General features: G+C 65.4%; 16 protein-coding genes. 8 read left to right on the top strand and 8 right to left on the bottom strand.

The features are described from left to right. Positions 1 to 2: 2 nt before the first annotated feature. From sucC to HAP40_RS01925, 5 genes are all read right to left on the bottom strand, one after another. Entirely contained in the window at positions 3 to 1,199 is a 1,197-nt protein-coding gene (gene sucC / locus HAP40_RS01945; RefSeq protein WP_166811275.1) for an ADP-forming succinate--CoA ligase subunit beta, read from the bottom strand. 222 nt (positions 1,200 to 1,421) lie between these two features. Then, on the bottom strand, positions 1,422 to 2,390 hold the full coding sequence (gene mdh / locus HAP40_RS01940; protein ID WP_091893088.1) for a malate dehydrogenase: 969 nt from the start codon (positions 2,388 to 2,390) through the stop codon (positions 1,422 to 1,424). Positions 2,391 to 2,573: 183 nt separating this feature from the next. Continuing rightward, positions 2,574 to 3,758: a cell division protein ZapE gene (zapE, locus tag HAP40_RS01935; RefSeq protein WP_166811276.1), complete on the bottom strand. Its 1,185-nt coding sequence runs from the start codon at positions 3,756 to 3,758 to the stop codon at positions 2,574 to 2,576. Between the two features lie 204 nt (positions 3,759 to 3,962). After that, the gene (gene thpR / locus HAP40_RS01930) at positions 3,963 to 4,499 is read right to left on the bottom strand and encodes an RNA 2',3'-cyclic phosphodiesterase (RefSeq protein WP_166811279.1); all 537 of its coding nucleotides are present in this window, start codon (positions 4,497 to 4,499) and stop codon (positions 3,963 to 3,965) included. A 171-nt stretch (positions 4,500 to 4,670) separates the two neighbouring features. After that, entirely contained in the window at positions 4,671 to 5,306 is a 636-nt protein-coding gene (locus HAP40_RS01925) for an arylesterase (RefSeq protein WP_166819188.1), read from the bottom strand. A 55-nt stretch (positions 5,307 to 5,361) separates the two neighbouring features. Between HAP40_RS01925 and HAP40_RS01920 the strand changes: the two genes are divergently transcribed. The 4 genes from HAP40_RS01920 to HAP40_RS01905 all read left to right on the top strand — a co-directional run bounded on the left by HAP40_RS01920 (position 5,362) and on the right by HAP40_RS01905 (position 10,438). Then, positions 5,362 to 6,075 carry an ABC transporter ATP-binding protein gene (locus HAP40_RS01920; RefSeq protein ID WP_166811281.1) on the top strand — a complete coding sequence of 238 codons (714 nt, stop codon included), beginning with the start codon at positions 5,362 to 5,364 and terminating at the stop codon, positions 6,073 to 6,075. After that, positions 6,072 to 8,642, top strand: a complete 2,571-nt coding sequence (locus HAP40_RS01915) for an ABC transporter permease (RefSeq protein WP_166811283.1) — start codon at positions 6,072 to 6,074, stop codon at positions 8,640 to 8,642. Before HAP40_RS01920 ends, HAP40_RS01915 begins: the two co-directional genes overlap by 4 nt. 271 nt (positions 8,643 to 8,913) lie before the next feature. Next, positions 8,914 to 9,705 carry a Bax inhibitor-1/YccA family protein gene (locus tag HAP40_RS01910; RefSeq protein WP_166811285.1) on the top strand — a complete coding sequence of 264 codons (792 nt, stop codon included), beginning with the start codon at positions 8,914 to 8,916 and terminating at the stop codon, positions 9,703 to 9,705. Between the two features lie 202 nt (positions 9,706 to 9,907). Beyond that, entirely contained in the window at positions 9,908 to 10,438 is a 531-nt protein-coding gene (locus HAP40_RS01905) for a GNAT family N-acetyltransferase (protein ID WP_166811287.1), read from the top strand. Positions 10,439 to 10,594: 156 nt separating this feature from the next. Here HAP40_RS01905 and HAP40_RS01900 read toward each other — a convergent pair whose 3' ends face one another. From HAP40_RS01900 to acnA, 3 genes are all read right to left on the bottom strand, one after another. Continuing rightward, the gene (locus HAP40_RS01900; RefSeq protein ID WP_166811289.1) at positions 10,595 to 10,966 is read right to left on the bottom strand and encodes a DUF2794 domain-containing protein; all 372 of its coding nucleotides are present in this window, start codon (positions 10,964 to 10,966) and stop codon (positions 10,595 to 10,597) included. A gap of 554 nt (positions 10,967 to 11,520) precedes the next feature. Then, positions 11,521 to 12,297, bottom strand: a complete 777-nt coding sequence (locus HAP40_RS01895; protein WP_166811291.1) for a DUF1223 domain-containing protein — start codon at positions 12,295 to 12,297, stop codon at positions 11,521 to 11,523. Between the two features lie 231 nt (positions 12,298 to 12,528). Continuing rightward, positions 12,529 to 15,249, bottom strand: coding sequence for an aconitate hydratase AcnA (acnA, locus tag HAP40_RS01890; RefSeq protein ID WP_166811293.1), 2,721 nt, complete (start codon positions 15,247 to 15,249; stop codon positions 12,529 to 12,531). Positions 15,250 to 15,488: 239 nt separating this feature from the next. Here acnA and ccmA point away from each other — a divergent pair, with 239 nt between their 5' ends. From ccmA to ccmD, 4 genes are all read left to right on the top strand, one after another. Next, positions 15,489 to 16,091: a heme ABC exporter ATP-binding protein CcmA gene (gene ccmA, locus HAP40_RS01885; protein WP_166819189.1), complete on the top strand. Its 603-nt coding sequence runs from the start codon at positions 15,489 to 15,491 to the stop codon at positions 16,089 to 16,091. 271 nt (positions 16,092 to 16,362) lie between these two features. Beyond that, a complete protein-coding gene (gene ccmB, locus HAP40_RS01880; protein WP_028133288.1) occupies positions 16,363 to 17,031 on the top strand; it encodes a heme exporter protein CcmB in 669 nt (222 codons plus the stop codon). Between the two features lie 91 nt (positions 17,032 to 17,122). Next, entirely contained in the window at positions 17,123 to 17,908 is a 786-nt protein-coding gene (locus tag HAP40_RS01875) for a heme ABC transporter permease (RefSeq protein WP_166811295.1), read from the top strand. Continuing rightward, positions 17,905 to 18,090: a heme exporter protein CcmD gene (gene ccmD / locus HAP40_RS01870; protein WP_166819190.1), complete on the top strand. Its 186-nt coding sequence runs from the start codon at positions 17,905 to 17,907 to the stop codon at positions 18,088 to 18,090. The genes HAP40_RS01875 and ccmD overlap by 4 nt, the downstream gene beginning before the upstream one ends.

The following is an 18,090-nucleotide window of genomic DNA, read 5'->3' as shown; positions in this document are numbered from 1 at the left end:
CCTTAGCCTCCCTTGACGGCCTTCACGATCTTCTGCGCGGCGTCGTCGAGATTGTCCGCCGGCACCACGTTCAGGCCGGATTCACGGATGATCTTCTTGCCGAGCTCGACATTGGTGCCTTCAAGGCGAACCACCAGCGGCACGGTGAGGCCGACCTGCCGTACGGCGGCGGTGACGCCCTCGGCGATCACGTCGCACTTCATGATACCACCGAAGATGTTGACCAGGATGCCCTTCACGTTCGGGTCCGCGGTGATGATCTTGAAGGCGGCCGCAACCTTCTCGACGCTGGCGCTGCCGCCGACATCGAGGAAGTTCGCCGGCGCCATGCCGTAGAGCTTGATGATGTCCATCGTCGCCATGGCAAGACCGGCGCCGTTGACCATGCAGCCGATGTTGCCGTCGAGGGTGACGTAGTTGAGGTCGTACTTGGACGCCTCGATTTCCTTGGCGTCTTCCTCGGTCTCATCGCGTAGCGCGAGCACTTCGGGGTGACGGAACAGCGCGTTGTCGTCGAACGACACCTTGGCGTCGAGGACGCGGAGCTGGCCCTGCTTGGTCACGACCAGCGGGTTGATCTCCAGCATCGACATGTCCTTGGCGACGAAGGCCGCGTAGAGCTGGGCGGTGAGCTTCTCGGCCTGCTTGGCGAGATCGCCGGAGAGCTTCAGTGCATTCGCGACCGTGCGGCCGTGATGGCCCATGATGCCGGTGGCGGGATCGACGGAGAAGGTGACGATCTTCTCGGGCGTGTTGTGCGCGACGTCCTCGATGTTGACGCCGCCTTCGGTCGACACCACGAACGACACGCGCGAGGTTTCGCGGTCAACCAGGAGCGAGAGGTAGAACTCCTTGTCGATGTCGGAGCCGTCCTCGATGTAGAGGCGGTTGACCTGCTTGCCGGCCGGGCCGGTCTGGATCGTCACCAGCGTGGCGCCCAGCATCTGCTTGGCGAATTCGGAGACTTCCGCGGCCGACTTGGCGATGCGGACGCCGCCCTTGTCGCCGGCAGAGGCTTCCTTGAACTTGCCCTTGCCGCGGCCGCCGGCATGGATCTGGCTCTTCACCACCCAGACCGGGCCCGGGAGCGCCTTGGCGGCGGCTTCCGCATCGGCGGGCTTGAGAACGGGCACGCCCTTGGAGATCGGCACGCCGAACTCGTTCAGCAGCGCTTTGGCCTGATATTCATGGATATTCATATGGTCGCTCCCTGAACCCGCGGGCGGTGACCTCAAGGGCCCACCTCAGTCTTGTGGCTGGCATACCATATACCACAGGAACTGCAACCCGGATTCTTTGACTTCGAGGATGTCTGGACTGCCGAACCGGGGCCAGCCAAGCCTTCAGCAGACGCTGCCGGTCCCCGGAAATGAAACCGCCGAAGACCGGTTTTCGGGCTTCGGCGGGGAGTTGCCTGGCGCTTAGCGGCCGAGAAGATCGGGTGCGATCTTCTTGCAGGCGTCGACCAGGCCCTGCACGGCACCGACCGACTTGTCGAAGGCCTCGCGGTCCTTGCCGGCGAGCTCGATCTCGACGACGCGCTCGACGCCCTTGGAGCCGATCACGACGGGCACGCCGACATACATGTCCTTCACGCTGTACTCGCCGTTGAGATAGGCGGCACAGGGCAGCACGCGCTTCTTGTCACGCAGATAGCTCTCGGCCATCGCGATCGCGGACGCCGCCGGCGCGTAGAAGGCCGAGCCGGTCTTGAGCAAATTGACGATCTCGGCGCCGCCGTTGCGGGTGCGGTCGACGATCTCGTCGAGGCGCGCCTGCGAGGTCCAGCCCATCTTGACGAGATCGGGCAGCGGAATGCCGGCGACGGTGGAGTACTTCACCAGCGGCACCATGGTGTCGCCGTGGCCGCCGAGCACGAAGGCGGTGACGTCTTCGACCGAGACGTTGAACTCATCGGCCAGGAAGTAGCGGAAGCGCGCCGAATCCAGCACGCCGGCCATGCCGACGACCTTCTTGTGCGGCAGGCCCGAAGCCTTCTGCAGCGCCCAGACCATCGCATCGAGCGGGTTGGTGATGCAGATGACGAAGGCGTCGGGGGCGTATTTCTTGATGCCGGCACCGACCTGCTCCATGACCTTGAGGTTGATGGAGAGCAGGTCATCGCGGCTCATGCCGGGCTTGCGCGGCACGCCGGCGGTGACGATGCAGACCTTCGCGTTGTCGAGCGCTTCGTAGGAGTTCGCGCCGCTGTAGTGCGCGTCAAAACCATCGACCGGCGAGGACTGCGCGATGTCGAGCGCCTTGCCCTGCGGCACGCCCTCGGCGATGTCGAACATCACGACGTCGCCCAGTTCTTTCAGGCCGATGAGGTGAGCCAGCGTTCCGCCGATCTGACCGGAGCCAATCAAAGCAATCTTGTCGCGCGCCATGTGAACCTGTCCTTTAGACACGTAAGGAGGGAAAACTGAGACGGGTGGTTATCCCTTTCGCCTCCCCCGTTCAAGTCGGTGAATGCCCAATTGTCGGGCTCGGCGCGATAGCAGCCATACCGGGTTCGTCCGTCCGGGCTCGCGCTTCGCGCGCGCCGGAATGACAGCGCTGGCAAATAGGACTTAAGTCTCGACCAGACCCTTGGTGGAGCCGCTGGCGGTGGAATCCTTGCGGCCGTGAGGCAGCGCCAGATAGGATTTCGAGCTCATTTCGATCAGGCGCGAGGAAGTCCGCTTGAATTCCATGGCCTCGTTGCCCTCATGGGCGAGGTAGAGCGAGATCGGATTGGCATCGGCCGAGGCCATCAGCTTCACCGCATTGTCATAGAGCGTGTCGATCAGCGTGATGAAGCGCTTGGCGGCGTTGCGCTGGGAGAGGTCCATCACTGGAATATGGTCGACCAGGATGGTGTGATAGTCGTGCGCGAGCCTGAGGTAGTCCGATGCCGCGAGCGGCTTCTCGCAGAGGTCCGCGAACGAGAAGCGCGCCACGCCATGGGCCGAGCACGGCACGTGCAGGATGCGCCCCTTGATCGAAATATCGCGCGGCTTGCATTTCGCGCCGCCCGACATTTTCGACCAGGCGCGATCGAGCGCGGCATCCGCATCGGCGTCCGCCGGGGCCAGCCACATCGGCACGCCCTGCAGCTTCTCCAGACGGAAGTCGGTGCGCGCGTCGAGCCGCGAGACGTCCATGTGGTCGGTGATCTGTTTGATGAAGGGCAGGAACAGCGACCGGTTCAGGCCGCCCTTGTAGAGATCCTCGGGCGCGACGTTGGATGTCGCGACCACGACGGTGCCGAGCTCGAACAGTTTCGCAAATAGCCGTCCCAGGATCATCGCGTCCGCGATGTCGGTGACGTGGAATTCGTCGAAGCAGAGCAGCCAGCTCTCCTCGAAGATCGCATTCGCAGTCAGCGCGATGACGTCGCCATCGGCGATCTCGCCACGCGCGATGCTCTGGCGGTAGTCGTAGATGCGCTCATGCGCCTCCGCCATGAATTCGTGGAAATGCGCGCGGCGCTTGTGCTCGACCGAAGAGTGCTGGAAGAACAGATCCATCAGCATGGTCTTGCCGCGGCCGACCTCGCCGTGGATGTAGAGCCCGCGCGGCGCCTCGTCCTTGTCACTGCTGAAGAGACGGCTGAGCAGGCCCTGCTTGCGCTGCGGCTTGTAGTCGGCAAGCCGCTCGTCGAGCGCCGCATAGGCTTCGGCGACCTCGGCCTGCGCGGCATCGGGCTCGATCGCGCCGGAGGCGATCTGGGCCTGATAGGCTTCGCGGAATGAGGAACTGGGGGTCGAGAGCATGCCCTTTACCGCCAGAGACGGACGGAAATTGCAAGCCGTGAATTGGTGGGCGGGGTATGCGCTGGTGTCCCGGACGCGGCGCGGCGCGAAGTGCCGCTCCGCAGAGGCGGGCCCCACTGTTTCGTTCATTCTCGCTGAGCAATGGTTCCCGGCTCAGCAGTGCACCACTTCGTGGCGCACTGCGTCTGGGGCACAAGACCGGTGCTACTCACACAGCTCGTAGGCGTCCTCGACGATGTACGGTCCGCCACCGGTCGATGCGCGGGACGAGAACAAGACAAAACGTTCGGCCATGAACGCCTTGCTCGGGAAATAGCCGCGCATCGAGAGATAGTCGGCGACGTCGCGATCGGAGGCGTCGTGCAGCCGGGCCAGCGTGACGTGCGGGATGAACTTGCGGCCTTCCGGATCGAGACCGATCCGCTGCATCATGCGTTCGAGCTCGGCCTGCAATTCCATCAGCGGCTTGCTCGGCGCGATCGTCGCAACGACGGCCCTCGGCTTGCGCCCGCCGAAACTGGTGAGCCCCTGCACCTTCACCTCGAACGGCTTGCGGTCGACGCGAAACAGCATCGAGGCGATCTCGTTGGCGTACAGGCCATCGATGTCGCCGATGAAGCGCAGGGTGACGTGATAATTTTCGGGATCGATCCAGCGGGCGCCGGGGAGGCCACCCCTCAAGTTGGAAAGCGACTGGCCGATCTCGGCCGGAATTTCCAGACCCGTGAACAAGCGCGGCATCGTTTCGCACTCCCGATGCTTGGGCACAGCCCTGAAAAGGACCATATCCAAATTAGAGCCGGCGACGAATCACCGGTACCCTGATTCCTATCGCAGTTGTGTGACTCTGCGAAGCTTGGGCACCCTTACCCCGGTAAATCCCTGGGAATTACGGTTGGCATTGCCTGCATTTCAACGCCGTTGCTCAGCGATCGTGCCAAGGAATGCCTCCACCGTGGGCATGATCCTGTCGACGATGATGTCGACGCCGGCCGCGGTCGGGTGAATGCCGTCGGCCTGGTTGAGCTTGGCATCGGCGGCGACGGCGTCGAGGAAGAACGGATAGAGCGGCACGTCGTGTTTCTTCGCCAGCTCCGGATAAATCGAATTGAAGCGCGCTGCATAGTCGGCGCCGTAATTCGGCGGCGCCAGCATGCCGCACAGCATCACCGCGATCTTGCGCGCCTTGAGCCGCTGGATGATGTCGGTGAGCGCGGCGCGCGTCACGGCGGGATCGATGCCGCGCATCGCGTCGTTGGCGCCGAGCTCGACGATGACGCCCTCGGTTCCATCGGGCACCGACCAGTCGAGCCGGTCGCGGCCGCCGGAGGTGGTGTCGCCGGACACCCCGGCATTGATCATGTCGACCGCTATGCCTTTGGCCTGCAACGCTTTTTGGAGTTTTTGAGGGAATGCTTCCCGGGCCGGCAGGCCGAGGCCGGCGCTCAAGGAATCGCCGAGAACGACAAGCTTGACCGGCTTTGTCGCTTCCGCCCAGGCGGGGTGCGCCATCGTCATCAAAGCGAGCATCAACACGGCTATGTGCATGAACAAGCCGTAACGCCTCTCGACCGCGCTATCGGAGTTGCCATATGACCGGACCATGGACACTCGCATCGAAACCTCGTCGCTCGCCGCGGACACCATCGCCATCTCCAACGTCAATCTCTCATTGGGCACGGGCGCGGCACGCGTTCACATCCTGAAAGATATCAGCCTGCGTGTGGGCCGGAGCGAGACGATCGGCCTAATCGGCCCGTCAGGCTCGGGCAAATCCACGCTGCTGATGGTGATGGCAGGGTTGGAGCGTCCTGATAGCGGAGAGGTAGTGGTCTCAGGCACGCCTTTCAATGCTCTCGACGAGGATGCGCTGGCCCGCTTCCGCGGCCGCCAGGTCGGCATCGTCTTCCAGTCCTTCCATCTGATCCCGACCATGACCGCGCTGGAGAACGTCGCGGTGCCGCTCGAACTCGCGGGCAATCCGGACGCCGCCAAGCGCGCGGCGCAGGAGCTGCAATCGGTCGGGCTCGGCGACCGCCTGCATCACTATCCGACGCAGCTCTCCGGCGGCGAGCAGCAGCGCGTCGCGCTCGCGCGCGCGCTGGCGCCCGATCCCGCCATCCTCGTCGCCGACGAGCCGACCGGCAATCTGGACGAGGCCACCGGAAAGCAGATCGTCGATCTCCTGTTCAGCAAGCACGCCGAGCGCGGCATGACATTGGTGCTGGTGACGCACGATTCCTCGCTGGCGCATCGTTGCGACCGCGTCATCCGCCTGCGCTCCGGGCGCATCGACACGCAGTCCGCGCCCGCATGAGCACTTCGGCCGAACCGTTCGCGAAGCCCAACGGCGTCGCGCTGTCGCTGCGTTACGCGCTGCGCGAACTGCGCGGCGGCCTGCGCGGCTTCTACGTCTTCATCGCCTGCATCGCGCTCGGCGTGATGGCGATCGCCGGCGTCGGCTCGGTCTCGGCCAGCCTCTCCGACGGCCTCGCGCGCGAGGGCCGCACCCTGCTCGGCGGCGACGTCTCCTTCGTCCTGTTCCAGCGCGAGGCCAAGCCGGAAGAGGTCGCCTTCCTGCGCTCGCGCGGCATGGTGTCGACCGCCGCGACCTTGCGCGGCATGGCGCATGCGAGCGACGGCAAGCTGGCGCTGGTCGAGATGAAGGCGGTCGACGACACCTATCCGATGCTCGGCCAGCTGAAGCTTTCGCCGCAGCTCGCAATGTCCGATCTACTTGCGGAGCGTGACGGCGCCTTCGGTGCCGCTGCCGATCCGACGCTGCTGGCGCGGCTGTCGCTGAAGACCGGCGACCGTGTCACCATCGGCTCGGCGACCTTCCAGATCCGCAGCACCGTGGAGACCGAGCCCGACAAGCTCGCCGGGGGCATCGGCTTCGGCCCGCGCTTCCTGATCAGCGAGGCGGGGCTGCGCGCCACCGACCTGATCCAGCCCGGCAGCCTGGTGCGCTGGGTCTACCGGGTGAAGCTGCCCGACGCCGCCAACAGCGAGCGCGCCACCGAAACCTTCATCACCGATGCGCGCAATGCCGCGCCGCAGGCCGGCTGGGAGATCCGCAGCCGCTCCAACGCCTCGCCGCAGCTCGAGCGCAACATCAACCGCTTCACCCAGTTCCTGACGCTGGTCGGCCTTGCCGCGCTGCTGGTCGGCGGCGTCGGCGTCGCCAATGCCGTGAAGAGCCATATCGACCGCCGGCTCGAGGTGATCGCGGCGTTCAAGGCCGTCGGCGCCACGGGCCGCGACGTGTTCGGCATCTACCTCGCGCAGGTCCTCCTGCTCGCCGCCATCGGCTCCGTGATCGGCCTCGCGCTCGGCGCGGCCATGCCCTTCGCCATCGTCGGCCTGTTCGGCAAGCTCCTGCCGCTGCCGGTGGTGGCGGCCGTGCATGCCGACGAGCTCGCGCTCGCCTTCGTCTATGGTCTCCTCACCGCGCTTGCTTTCGGCCTGTGGCCGCTCGGCCGCGTGCACGACGTGCCGGTGGCCGCGCTGTTCCGCGACACCATCAGCTCCGAATGGCACCGGCCGCGCGTGGGTTATCTCGTGTTCATGGGCGTCGTGATCGTCCTGCTCGTCGCGGTCGTGATCGGGCTCTCCTTCGACAAGCGGATCGCCGCGGTGTTCGTGGCCTCCTCCGTGGTCGTGTTCGCCCTGCTCCGCGGCATCGCCGCCCTGCTGATGGCCGTCGCGCGGCGGCTGCCGCGCACGCAGCTGCCGATGCTGCGGCTGGCGATCGCCAACATCCACCGGCCGGGCGCGCTGACGCCGTCCGTCGTGCTGTCGCTTGGCCTGGGGCTTGCCGTGCTCGTCACCATCACCCAGATCGACGGCAATTTGCGCCGCCAGTTCCTGGCAGCGCTGCCCGATCAGGCGCCGTCGTTCTTCTTCATCGACATCCCGAGCACGCAGGCCGAACAGTTCGACGGCTATCTGCGCCAGATCGCCCCCGGCGCCAAGGTCGAGGACGTGCCGATGCTGCGCGGCCGCATCGTCGGGGCGCGGGGGTTGCGCGCCGAGGAGCTCAAGCCCTCCACCGATTCCGAATGGGTGCTGCAAAGCGACCGCGGGCTGACCTACACCAGCGAGCTGCCGAAGGGCTCCAAAGTGGTCGAGGGCGAATGGTGGAGCGCCGACTATTCCGGCCCGCCGCTGGTCTCGATGGAGAAGAAGATCGCCGACGGCCTGGGCCTCAAGCTCGGCGACGAGGTCGTGGTCAACGTGCTCGGCCGCGATATCCCGGCCAGGATCGGCAATCTGCGCACCATCGACTGGCAGGGGCTCGGCATCAATTTCGTGCTGGTGTTCTCGCCCAACGCCTTCAAGGGCGCCCCGCATACCCATATCGCAACGCTGACCGAAGCCGGCGGCAATGCCGCGGGCGACGGCAGCATCATCAAGCAGGTCGCCGACGCCTATCCCATGGTGACGAGCGTGCGCGTGCGCGAGGTGATGGAGACGGTCGGCTCGGTGGTGACCAATCTCGCGCTCGCGATCCGCGGCGCCAGCGCGGTGACCCTGATCTCCGCCATCCTGGTGCTGGGCGGGGCGCTCGCCGCCGGCCATCGTCACCGGGTCTATGATGCGGTGATCCTGAAGACGCTGGGCGCGACGCGGCTGCGGCTGCTCGGCGCCTATGCGCTCGAATACCTCCTGATTGGGCTCGCCACCGCATTGTTCGGCGTGATCGCCGGCAGCATCGCGGCCTGGATGATCGTGACGCGGCTGATGACACTGAGCTTCGTCTGGCAGGCCGGCAGCGCGGCCGGCGTGGTCGCGGCCGCGCTCGTCGTCACGGTCGGGCTCGGGCTCGCCGGCACGCTGCTGGCATTGAACAAAAAGCCCGCGACGGTGTTGCGGAATTTGTGACAAAATGTAGCGGGTGACCGCGCGGGCGCGGAATCGCATGATTCTTGCGATTAACCACGTCCGCTCGTCTGGATTGTGGGGTGAGGGCGACATTCAGCCGCGCGTGGACGGTTGCAGCGAATGTGTTAGTTTCCCACATATCGAGTGGGTTCGGAGCCCCGATTGTGAGCTAAAATTTAGTCGGCTGGCATCGGTATCCGAGATAGAATTTGACGAACCGGCGGCATGGCGACCCTCGTGCCGGACCGGACCAACCAACGGGAATTCGACCATGTCGGACCTAGACCGTAACTACGCTTCTCCTTTCGGCAGGGCCGCCGGGCGTGTCGACGCCGCGACGGTCGATGCCGGCCTGCGCGCATATATGCTGCGCATCTACAATTACATGAGCATTGGCCTCGCCATCACCGGCCTGGCCGCGCTCGGCGTTTACATGGCTGCCGTGACTGACGTTCCGACGGCGGAATCCGTCCGCGTCGGCAAGCTGTTCCTGACGCCGTTCGGCTACGCGATGTTCGTGAGCCCCCTCAAGTGGCTGTTCATGCTGGCGCCGCTCGCGATGGTGTTCGTGATCTCGGCGGGCATCAACCGTCTCGCGCCTTCGACCGCCCAGATCCTGTTCTGGGTATTCGCGGCACTGATGGGCATCTCGCTGTCGTCGATCTTCCTGGTGTTCACGCACACCTCGATCGTGCGGGTGTTCTTCATCACCGCGGCGACCTTCGGTGCGCTCAGCCTCTACGGCTACACGACCAAGCGTGACCTGACCGGCATGGGCTCGTTCCTGTTCATGGGCCTGATCGGCGTCGTCATCGCGAGCCTGGTGAACCTGTTCCTGGCGAGCTCGCTGCTGCAGTTCATCGTGTCGGTGGTCGGCGTGCTGGTGTTCGCGGGCCTCACCGCCTGGGATACCCAGCGGCTGAAGAACGATTACATCTACGGCTACGCCTCGGCCGGCGGTGAAGTTGCGGAGCGTGCGGCCATCACCGGCGCGCTGTCGCTGTACCTGAACTTCATCAACTTGTTCACGCTGCTCCTGCAGCTCCTCGGCCAGCGCGACTAAGCGCCAGACCAGAGTGAACGACATCAACCCCGGCCGAAAGGCCGGGGTTTTTGTTTGGGCGATGGCGCCTGCAAACGCCGTGATTGCGAGCCACCGGGTCCGCGCGAAGCGCGGCCCGATGACCGGCTCCTCGCAATGACGGAGTATGGGGTTGCGCCGGAACCCCTTCCGGCTGCCGCGGGATGGCTCTATCCTTCCCGCCATGTCCTCACCCGAAATCAGGCCCGCGCTCGAGGCCGACCTTCCCGCCATCACCGCCATCTACCAGCAGGCCGTCCGCGAGGGCACCGCGACCTTCGAGCTGGAACCGCCCGATCTTGCCGAGATGACGCGCCGCTATCGCGCACTGATCGACGGCGGCTATCCCTATTTCGTCGCCATGCTCGACGGCCGCGTGGCCGGCTACGCCTATGCCGGCGCCTACCGGCCGCGACCGGCCTATCGCTTCACGGTCGAGAACTCGATCTATCTCGATCCCTCCTTCCACCGCCGCGGCATCGGCTCGCTGCTGCTGGAGCGGCTGGTCACCGAATGCGAGGCGCGCGGCTTCCGCCAGATGATCGCGGTGATCGGCGATTCCGCCAATGCCGGCTCGATCGGCGTTCACACCAAGGGTGGCTTCAAGATGATCGGCACGCATCCCAATGTCGGGCTGAAATTCGGCCGCTGGCTGGACACCGTGATGATGCAGCGCGACCTCGGCGAGGGCGCAAGCACAGTGCCGGGGAATTAGGCGGGCACCCTCGTAGATGGGGTAACGGGCCTTGCTACGCGACCGCCGCCGTAGGGTGGGCAAAGCGCAAGCCTGCCACGAACGTCAGCGCGATTGAGGAAACATGGTGGACCCGGCGCGGTGCGCCTTTGCCCAGCCTACGGATCGCTCGTGTGGCTACACCACCGCAAGCTTCCGATCGATCACCAGCAGCACCCGCTCCAGTTCGTGGCCGCGGCGCAGGATGAGGCCGGTGGCCGAGATCACGCTGTACATGCCCTGCTTGCGCGCGAGCCGCGGGTCCTTCTCGATGCGATAGATCGGCACTTCCGAGGCGCGGCGATAGACCGAGAACACGGCGCGGTCCTTCAGGAAGTCGATGGCGTAGTCGCGCCACTCGCCGTCGGCGACCATGCGGCCGTAGAGATTGAGGATCCGGTGCAGCTCAAGGCGGTTGAAGGTCACCCGGTTCGGCTGCGTCGCCGCAGCGGCGGGGCGCGCCGCCGCGCGCTGCTCGCTCGGATCGGCATCCTCCGATGTCAGGCTCATGGGAAGCGCCCTCCTCATCGCACGGCAATGCCCCACGTCCGCGAAACCGTTCCGGAACCCTGGGGATCATGACAGTTGCATGATTGCGCCAACCGTTCGCCGCCGCAAGGGGGGCTCGTCGCTCAACCTATCGAATCGGCTGCGAATCAGGACACACGCAAAAGTGGAACTCTGTCGCGGCGAACCGTCACGGGATCGTTAGCAGGAATCATAGTGTCGCCGCTTTTCCGCCCAGCGCCTGCCGCCCTGCATTGCGATAAGACTGATGTGCGTTGACCCGGTCCTTTCGGTTCCGGATTCCTCAGCCCCCAGCCCCCCGGGGTCGGATAGGATCGGGTCTGTACGCACGGCAAGGAGGGCCAACGCAAGTTGGTCCTTTTTTGTTTGTGTCGGGATGTTTCCGGGGCGCGGCTCTCGGCGCGAACCATGATGCGCAATTGCGCATCCGAGTATCCGATTCTCGTCTGGGAAAATGGATCGATGGATTCCGTGCTCGCGCTTCGCTTGCCCGGAATGACGAAGGCCAACTTTTGCGGAGACGCTCTGCGCGTACTTCAGTGCAGCGACGTGTACGCCGCGCCCAGCATCGGCCCCGGCTTCTCCCGGCTGCCGTCCTGGATATAGACGACCGCGCCATCGACGCCGTCGCGCGTGAGGTTCTCGATCGGCACCGTCCAGCTTTCCGGACGGCCGGTCCAGTCGCCGACCTTGAGCAGGCTGCGCACCACGTTGTGATAGGTGACCTGCTGCCCGCGATTCTCACCGCGGCTGATTGCAATCGGCACCGACTTGGCGATCGAGCAGATCCAGACCTCGCCATGCGAGGCCGTGGACTCCGTGCTCGCGGCCACCGAGACGTTGATCTGCTTGCCCGAGAGCGACATGGTCACCGGGACGCTCATCACGCCCGCGCCCTTGTCGGTCTTGCCGATCGCACTCTCGATGCCGGCGCGGTCGCTGCCGATGACATGGGTCGAGCCGTTAACCACGACCTGCGGCGTGTAGACCTCACGATCGCCGCGCATGCGCGAATAGGCACGCTGCCGTGCAGAGAAACGCGAATCCGCCAGCGTGTCCTTCCAGCCAAGATAGTCCCAATAATCGATCGGCATGCTCAGCGCGATGATCGACGGGTCCTTGGAGAGATCGCCGATGATCTGGTCGGCAGGCGGACAGGACGAGCAGCCCTGCGAGGTGAACAATTCGACGACGGCGCGGGGCTCGGCGTGGGCGGGGCGAACGACGGCGACGATGGCACAGATACCGAGAGCTCCCGACCAGAGCGCGCCGGACCAACGTGAAATCAGATGAGAAGCCGTCATTGTTGTCATGTCGAACGTCACACACCGTCACTCGTGGGGAAGATCTTATCGCCTGATGGTCACCGTAGTCTTACGGGGGCGCAGCACATTTGTCCGTCCAGGCAACGGTCCGAAGACCGTTTTCCGCCGGGCGGGCCCATCCGAAACGTGCCGCAAACGCGCGAAGGCGGCCTTTTGATAGGCCGCCTTCGTTCAGGCTTCTACTCACTTCGCAGTGAGCCATAGTTCACAAATCCGCGCTTACGCCGCGAGCTTGCGCAGCACGTAGTGCAGAATACCGCCGTTGCGGTAGTAGTCGAGCTCGTCCAGCGTATCGATGCGGCAAAGCAGCGAAACGCGCTGCAACGAACCGTCACCGGAGACGATCTCCGCGGTCAGCTTCTGGCGCGGCTTGAGGTCGCCGACGAGGCCGCGCAGCGTGACCTTCTCGTCGCCCTTCAGGCCGAGCGACGACCAGGAGGTGCCCTCCTCGAAGGTCAGCGGCAGCACGCCCATGCCGACCAGGTTGGAGCGATGGATGCGCTCGAAGCTCTGGCAGATCACGGCGCGAACGCCGAGCAGACGCGTGCCCTTCGCGGCCCAGTCGCGCGAGGAGCCGTTGCCGTATTCGGCGCCGGCGAACACGACCAGCGGCACCTGCTCCTGCTGGTACTTCATCGCGGCGTCGTAGATCGACATCTGCTCGCCGTCGGGCCAGTGCTTGGTCAGGCCGCCCTCGGGAATGTTGCCGTCAGCGCCCTTCAGCATGAAGTTCTTGATGCGGATGTTGGCGAAGGTGCCGCGCATCATCACTTCATGGTTGCCGCGACGCGTGCCGTACTGGTTGAAGTCGGCCGGACGCACCTGGTGCTCGCTGAGATATTTGCCCGCGGGCGAGGTCAGCTTGATCGAGCCGGCCGGCGAGATGTGGTCGGTGGTGATCTTGTCGCCGAACATGGCGAGGATGCGCGCCTCGACGATGTCGGTGACCGGCTCCGGCTCCTTCTTCATGCCGTCGAAATACGGCGGGTTCTGAACGTAGGTCGAGGACATGTTCCAGCGATAGGTCTCGCTCTCGACCGTCTTGATCTTGCGCCAGTTGGTGTCGCCCTTGAACACGTCGGCATACTTCTTCTTGAAGATCGACGCGGTCACGAACTTCTTCATGAAGGCGTTGATCTCCTTGGTCGTCGGCCAGATGTCCTTCAGGTACACCGGCTTGCCGTCCTTGCCCTCGCCGAGCGGCTCGACGGCGAGGTTCTTGGTCACGCTGCCCGCGAGCGCATGCGCGACGACCAGCGGCGGCGAGGCCAGATAGTTCGCCTGTACGTCCGGCGAGACGCGGCCTTCGAAGTTGCGGTTGCCGGAGAGCACGGCCGCAGCGACGATGCCGTTGTCGTTGATCGACTTCGAGATCTCCTCCGGCAGCGGACCGGAATTGCCGATGCAGGTGGTGCAGCCGAAACCGACCAGGTTGAAGCCGACCTTGTCGAGATCCTTCTGCAGACCGGAGTCGGCGAGATAGCCCGCGACAACCTGGCTACCCGGGGCGAGCGAGGTCTTCACCCACGGCTTGGCCTTGAGCCCCTTTGCCGCGGCGTTGCGCGCCAGGAGGCCAGCGCCGATCAGCACGCTCGGGTTCGAGGTGTTGGTGCATGACGTGATGGCGGCGATCACGACGTCGCCGTGGCCGATCTCGTAGTCCTTGCCCTCGACGGCAAAGCGCTTGTCAGGCTCTTCGGTCTTCTTGTACTCGCTGCCGAGCGCAAGCGAGAAGCCTTCGGCGACCGACGGCAGCGCGATGCGGCCTTCGGGACGCTTCGGACCGGCCATCGACGGCACGACGTCGGCGAGATCGAGCGTCAGCGTTTCCGTGAACACCGGATCGGCCGACTTGGCGGTGCGGAACAGCCCTTGCGCCTTGGCATAGGCCTGCACCAGCGCAACGCGCCGCGCCGCGCGGCCGGAGGTCTTGAGGTAGTCGATCGCGGCGGCATCGACCGGGAAGAAGCCGCAGGTCGCGCCGTATTCGGGGGCCATGTTGGCGATGGTCGCCTTGTCGGCGACCGAGAGATTGTCGAGACCGGGGCCGAAGAACTCGACGAACTTGCCGACCACGCCGAGCTTGCGCAGCATCTGCGTGACGGTGAGCACGAGATCGGTCGCGGTCACGCCTTCCTTCATCGCGCCCTTCAGCTTGAAGCCGACGACGTTGGGCAGCAGCATCGACAGCGGCTGGCCGAGCATGCAGGCTTCCGCCTCGATGCCGCCGACGCCCCAGCCGAGCACGGCCAGACCATTGACCATGGTGGTGTGCGAGTCGGTGCCGACCAGCGAGTCGGGATAGGCGACCTCGAAGGTGCCCGTCTTCTTGCCGACCGTCATCTTCTCCTTCTTGGTCCAGACCGTCTGGGAGAGATATTCGAGATTGACCTGATGGCAGATGCCGGTGCCGGGCGGCACGACGGAGAAGTTCGAGAACGCCTTCTGGCCCCACTTCAGGAACTCGTAGCGCTCCTGGTTCTGCTTGTATTCCTCGATGACGTTCTTGCCGAAGGCCTTGTTGTCGCCGAAGAAGTTCACGATCACGGAGTGGTCGATGACGAGATCGACCGGCACCAGCGGATTGATCTTCTCGGCATCGCCACCGAGCTTCTGCATCGCGTTGCGCATCGCGGCGAGGTCGACCACCGCGGGCACGCCGGTGAAATCCTGCATCAGCACGCGGGCCGGGCGGAACGCGATCTCATGCTCCAGCGACTTCTTGCGCAGCCATTTCGACACCGCGACGATGTCGTCCTTCTTGACCGAGCGGCCGTCCTCGTTGCGCAGCAGGTTCTCGAGCAGGACCTTCATCGAATAGGGAAGTTTCGAAATTCCCTTCAGACCATTCTTCTCGGCCGTGGGCAGGCTGTAATAGACATAGGTCTTGGCGCCGACCTTGAGAGTCTTTTTGCATTTGAAGCTGTCGAGCGAGGTCATGTAGGAATCCCAATTGTTAGTTATACCCGGCAGGGTATTTTAACACCGTCAGCGTATCAGGCTGGGCCGCTTGCAGGGGCAGGTTGAGTGCTGCATCAAGTAGTTCCGGGCTTATAGAAGCTTTCTAACCGCGCCGCCACAGCGACAATCGTGCAGCAGCAATCCCCGAGCCAAAAATTCCCATGCGCTACCCCAAGTTTTCCTGAGGCCTGGCCTTGAGCGGGTTGAAACAAGGCGAGATGCAGCTCTTCGGCCGCGGGCTCAGATGCGTGCGGGGCGGACGCGAGGTGTTCGCCGGGCTCGATTTCGCGGCCGCCGCGGGCGAGGCCGTCGCGGTCGTGGGCCGCAACGGATCGGGCAAGACCTCGCTGCTGCGCCTGATCGCCGGCCTGCTCGTTCCGGCCGGCGGGACAATCGCGCTGGACGGGGGCGACGGCGAGCTGACCCTGCCGGAGCAGTGCCACTATCTCGGCCATCGCGACGCCCTGAAGCCGGCGCTGAGCGTTCAGGAAAACCTGGCATTCTGGGCAGATTTTCTCGGCGGCGAGCGCTGTGATGCCGCCGCGGGCCTCGCCAAGGTCGGCCTCGACCACGCCACCCACCTGCCCGCCGCCTTCCTGTCCGCCGGCCAGCGCCGCCGGCTCTCGCTGGCCCGGCTGCTGGCCGTCCGCCGCCCGGTCTGGCTGCTGGACGAGCCGACCACGGCGCTTGACGTCACCGGCCAGGACATGTTCGCCGGCCTGATGCGCGAGCACCTCGCGCAGGGCGGCCTGATCATCGCCGCCACCCACGCCCCGCTGGGGGTCGAATCGCGGGAGCTGCGGATCGGGGGTGCGGCGTGATTCCGACCGACCCTCAGCTTTTCGAGCGGCCAGGTGCTGCTCCCCCCATTCCCTCCCCCCGTGTGGGAGAGGGTCAGGGAGGGGGGTGCCACACGGCACAGCGCCTCGGTTCTAGCACTCGGAAAGCGCGGGCTCTGTTGCTGGCAGTCCGCCCCTCAAAAGCATCTCGCCCGGGGCTACGCCCCTCCCCTGCCCTCCCCCACGAGGGGGGAGGGAGCGCACCGTGCCTGTGGCGCGAGGTCCAGGGTCGCGGCACCGCCGGAGCCACCCCATGACCGCCCTCGCTGCCCTGATCCGCCGGGACATCCGGATCGCGCTTCGCGTCGGCGGCGGGGCGCTGATCGGCGTGCTGTTCTTCCTGACCGTGGTGGTGCTGATGCCGTTCGCGGTGGGGCCGGATCTGGCGCTGCTGTCGCGGCTGGGGCCGGCGATCCTGTGGCTGGGCGCGCTGCTCGCAAGCCTGCTGACCCTGGACCGGCTGTTCATGGCCGACCACGAGGACGGCTCGCTCGACCTGATCACCATGAGCCGGACGCCGCTGGAACTCGCCTGCGCCGCCAAGGCGCTGGCGCATTGGCTGGCCGCCGGCCTGCCGCTGATTGTCGCAACCCCCGTGCTCGGCCTCCTGCTCAACCTCGACATGGTCGCGACCGGCGCGGTGGCGCTGACGCTGCTGGCGGGCACGCCGGCCCTGACCTTTACCGGGATGATCGGCGCGGCGCTGGCGGTGACCCTGCATCGCGGCGGGCTGCTGATGGCGGTGCTGGTGCTGCCGCTGTCGATCCCGGTGCTGATTTTCGGCGTTGCCGCCTCGCAGGCCGTGATCGTCGGTCCCATGACGTTCGGCGCGCCGTTCTCGATCCTGTGCGCGCTGTCGCTGGTCAGCCTCGTGATCGGCCCCTTCGCGGCCGCGGCGAGCCTGCGGCATGGTCTCGACTGAGATGGGGCAGGCCGTCCTTGACCCGGATCAACTTTCGCCACGCGCTTTCGTGCTGATTGCCTGAGCGCTCCCGGATGATTATCAAAATACCATGACGCTGATCGACCTCGCCAATCCGACGCGGTTCCTTGCGCTCACGGCGCGGGCGCTGCCGTGGCTCGCAGCTGCGACCGTCATCCTGCTCGCGATCGGCCTGTATCAGGCCGCGCTCGCACCCGACGACTATCAGCAGGGCGCGACCGTCAAAATTATGTTCATCCACGTGCCCAATGCCTGGCTCGCGATGTTCGTGTGGGGGGTGATGAGCATCGCCTCCCTGGGCACGCTGGTGTGGCGGCATCCGCTCGCCGACGTCGCCGCGAAGGCGGCAGCGCCCATCGGCGCCGCCTTCACTTTCCTCGCGCTGCTCACGGGCTCGCTGTGGGGCCGGCCGATGTGGGGCACCTATTGGGAATGGGACGCGCGGCTGACCTCGGTGCTGATCCTGTTCCTGATGTATCTCGGCCTGATGGCGCTGTGGCGCGCGGTCGACGATCCCTCGCGCGCGGCGCGCGCAGCCGCGGTGCTGACCCTGGTCGGCGCAATCAACCTGCCCATCATCAAATTCTCGGTCGACTGGTGGAACACGCTGCATCAACCGGCTTCGGTGATGCGCATGGGCGGCTCGGCGCTGGACAAATCGTTCCTGATTCCGCTGCTGGTGATGGCGGTCGCCTTCACACTGCTGTTCGTCACGCTGCACCTGGCGGCGATGCGCAACGAGATCCTGCGCCGCCGCGTCCGCTCCCTGCAGATGATGCAGGCGAGCCGCATCGCGTTTTCGAGCGAACCCGGTTCGCGTTCAGAAAATGCGTCGAACGAAGTCGGGGCCGCCTGACCATGTCGCTCGGTCCTTACGCCTCCTTCATCCTGACGTCCTATGCCGCGGTGGCCGTCGTGGTCGCGATCCTGATCGGCTGGATCGTGCTCGACTATCGCAACCAGACCGCGCGCCTGCGCGAGCTGGACCGCAGCGGCGTCACGCGCCGTTCCGGCCGCAGCGCGGTGGATCGGCCATGA

Origin of the sequence: Bradyrhizobium sp. 1(2017) (assembly GCF_011602485.2) — a bacterium.
Classification (GTDB): domain Bacteria; phylum Pseudomonadota; class Alphaproteobacteria; order Rhizobiales; family Xanthobacteraceae; genus Bradyrhizobium.
The sequence above is the reverse complement of the archived record's forward strand: the minus strand, read 5'-3'. Positions and strand labels throughout refer to the sequence as shown.